This is a genomic window from Planktothrix sp. FACHB-1355, from assembly GCF_014748295.1.
GTDB classification, from domain to species: Bacteria; Cyanobacteriota; Cyanobacteriia; order Cyanobacteriales; family Aerosakkonemataceae; genus Aerosakkonema; species Aerosakkonema funiforme_A.
Genome location: NZ_JACJUP010000882.1, coordinates 1 through 3,072, shown reverse-complemented (window position 1 = coordinate 3,072; position 3,072 = coordinate 1). Strand labels below are relative to the sequence as shown.

Below are 3,072 nucleotides of genomic sequence, written 5' to 3'. Positions count from 1 at the left end.
GGTGTGTATGCCAGAAGGCAGATCGATACTAATAATTGGTTTAGCTAATTGGTTGATTTGGTTAATTGCAGAAGCAATTGGGTCTGATATTTCTCGTTCTAATCCAAATCCAAACAACCCATCTATGATTAGATCGCAATCTTTCAGTAAGTTATTATCGATCTGCTCGTAGAAAGGAATTCCTAAACTTTTCGCGTATTGAGCGTGTTGGGAAGTTAGCTCTTTGAGCTTTGGAAACGGACAATAAATCCCAACAATAAAACCTTGGAAATGTAACTCGCGAGCAACTACCAACGCATCGCCACCATTGTGACCGGGCCCAACTAAAATAGTAACTTTTCGGAATTGGGGAGGGAAGTTTTTGTAAAGGGGGGAAGTATTGGGGGGATAATTTTTCGGTGTGGCCAAAATACTTGCACCCAAATGCTTCACCAGTCCCCCGTCGCCGATGATGCGATCGACGATCGCACCCGCCACTTTTTCCATTAAAGCAGCAACTGGCATCCCAGCAGCAAAAATGCGCCCTTCGATATCGCGCATTTGCTGGGCTGTGACTGTCACTTGTTGAATCTGTTCTAGCCTGTTCATAGATTTTAGATTCTTAATTCTAAATTGTAGCTCAATCTAAAATCTAAAATCTAAAATCTAAAATTGCTAGCTACCGTAGAAAAGCTGTGCATTGCTGAGGCCAAAATCTTTGAGATATCGCTGCCATCGCTCTGCTGTTTTGCGATCGGCGAATGGCCCTACCATTACAAATGGCTCATTAGAGTTTTCTATTTGGTAAATTCCTCTCTCCGTTGCCAAACTAGGAGCCATTCGTCTGACTTGAGCTTCAATTAAATTTAATTCTGCTTCACTGCATGAAATCATTACCCCATAGTAATTCCTTGTCAATGAATTAGAACGGGTTTGATTATTATTTGCCACTAACTGCGTGCGACTTTGATTCTGGTAAATATCTCCAATTACTTCAATAGTAGAAGCATCATTGGAAAATTGAGTAGTATCCAGAACGCTCACATCGCCGACAATTTCCGCCAATATGCCCCTTTCTCGCAGCTCGTTAACAAGCTCTTGCGCCCTAGCAGCACTTGAATATTGGCCTGCAACAATCACTGTTTGTTCGCTTCTTTTATCCCATCCGAAAGTTGCGTTGGATGCTTCTTCTTGAACTATATCTAAAAGACCTGGGTTACTTACGATCACAGAAAATTGAGATGTTCGCCTAGTAAGAATGCTGCCTAATTCAGCAGAAAAGCCCTGTTCTCGCAGGTAGGCGCGGGTTTCTTCTGCTTCCCACTGTTCGCTGTAGGCTCCCACTTGAATGACATCTTTTCTGCCATAGTGCATCTTCGTGGCGTCGGGGACAAAGCTCTGAACCTGTTGTAGGAGGCTATCGTTATATCTAGGTATATAAACTACATAGCTTTGATAATCGCACTGCCTGGTTTCACATTGAACTCTCCTGTTCCTGTTACTGTTACTGTTACTGTTCCTGTTTCTGTTTCTGTTCCTATTCCTGTTCCTGCTGCTGTTCCTCCTCTGAGCCAGTACTTCTGGGGAGTTATTTTGTTGCAAAGTGGGTGGCGGTGGTGCTGGTGTTTGCAAAAGTCGTTGTGCAACTAATATATCGTTGGGAATCGCTTCTGCTCCAGCCATTGTTTGAGGAGCGAGCGCTAGAGCGATACCGCTAATTAGCAGTGGTGCTAGGGGTGTAACGACTGCCGTATTTAATAGTCTCGCTTTATGCAAATGCCGATTTCGATCGCGTGGGTTTAGCTTCATAGCAAATTTCTATCCTTTTTGTTATTTAAGCACTCGGACGGGCAATTTTATAGCCTATTAACACATACAACTCTATTCTCTGCGATCTTGAATAGCTGCTGGGAGCGATCGCACCACAGTTGCGCGAGTGTTAACTTAGAGGTAACAGTAGTTGCTTCCTGCAAGATTTGAGTCATTTTTGGTTCCATGAACAAAGTAGTCGTTGGCCTCTCCGGTGGCGTTGATAGTTCAGTTGCAGCAGCGATCCTTCATCATCAGGGATATCAAGTGGAAGGCTTGACCCTTTGGCTGATGAAGGGGAAGGGTCAGTGCTGCTCTGAAGGGATGGTCGATGCGGCTAGAATTTGCGAACAGCTCGGTATTCCCCATCACATTGTCGATAGCCGCGATGTCTTCCAGGCCAATATTGTGGACTATCTGGTAGCGGGTTATAGCGACGGAATCACCCCGTTGCCTTGTTCCCAGTGCAATAAGGCGGTGAAGTTTGGCCCGATGTTGCAATATGCACGGTCAAATCTCGGTATTGACAAAATTGCCACGGGTCACTACGCCCGGATTAGTTACAATGCCCAAACCGATCGCTACCAATTGCGGCGAGCTGTTGACCTGAATAAGGATCAGACGTACTTTTTGTACGATTTGTCGCAGGAATTGCTGGCTGGCTCGGTATTTCCCCTGGGAGAAAAGCACAAGACCGAAACGCGGCAAATTGCGGCAGAATTTGGCTTGAAGACTGCCGATAAGCCGGAAAGTATGGATTTGTGCTTGGTGGAAAGCAATGGTTCGATGCGGGCGTTTCTGGATAAGTACATCGCTCCGAAAAAAGGCGATATTGTCGATCGCTCTGGCAAGGTGCTGGGTCACCACGATGGTATCCATCACTACACGATCGGTCAGCGGAAAGGATTGGGTATTGCGGCGGCGGAACCGCTGTACGTGATCGGATTGGATGCGGTAAACAATCGGGTGATTGTGGGCGATCGCAATTGTGCCGATCGAACAGAATGTACCGTGCAAAGGGTAAACTGGGTGTCGATCGCGCCACCCTCTGCACCCATCCGCGCCGAAGTGCAGATTCGATATCGATCGCCCGCCGTACCAGTTACGGTAATTCCTTTGTGGGAGGACGGGCAAGATGCCCATCCCACAAGAGTTAAGCTGGTGTTTGACGAACCGCAGTTCAGCATCACCCCCGGACAAGCCGCAGTTTGGTACGACGGCGATATTCTGCTAGGTGGTGGCATCATCGAAAGATAAAAGTAGGGTGGGCATTGCCCACCTTAT

The 3,072-nt window shown here is 46.6% G+C and carries 3 protein-coding genes; 1 reads left to right on the top strand and 2 read right to left on the bottom strand.

The features are described 5' to 3' along the window. Together H6S82_RS26415 and H6S82_RS26410 are read right to left on the bottom strand one after the other, a co-directional pair. A partial coding sequence (locus H6S82_RS26415) for an NAD(P)H-hydrate epimerase (protein WP_191056969.1) occupies nucleotides 1–588 on the bottom strand: 588 nt, incomplete at its 3' end. Nucleotides 589–654: 66 nt separating this feature from the next. Continuing rightward, complete coding sequence (locus H6S82_RS26410) at nucleotides 655–1,788, bottom strand: ABC transporter substrate-binding protein (protein WP_190472163.1); 1,134 nt, start codon at nucleotides 1,786–1,788, stop codon at nucleotides 655–657. Between the two features lie 186 nt (nucleotides 1,789–1,974). Between H6S82_RS26410 and mnmA the strand changes: the two genes are divergently transcribed. Further along, complete coding sequence (mnmA, locus tag H6S82_RS26405) at nucleotides 1,975–3,045, top strand: tRNA 2-thiouridine(34) synthase MnmA (protein WP_190472160.1); 1,071 nt, start codon at nucleotides 1,975–1,977, stop codon at nucleotides 3,043–3,045. Nucleotides 3,046–3,072 lie beyond the last annotated feature (27 nt).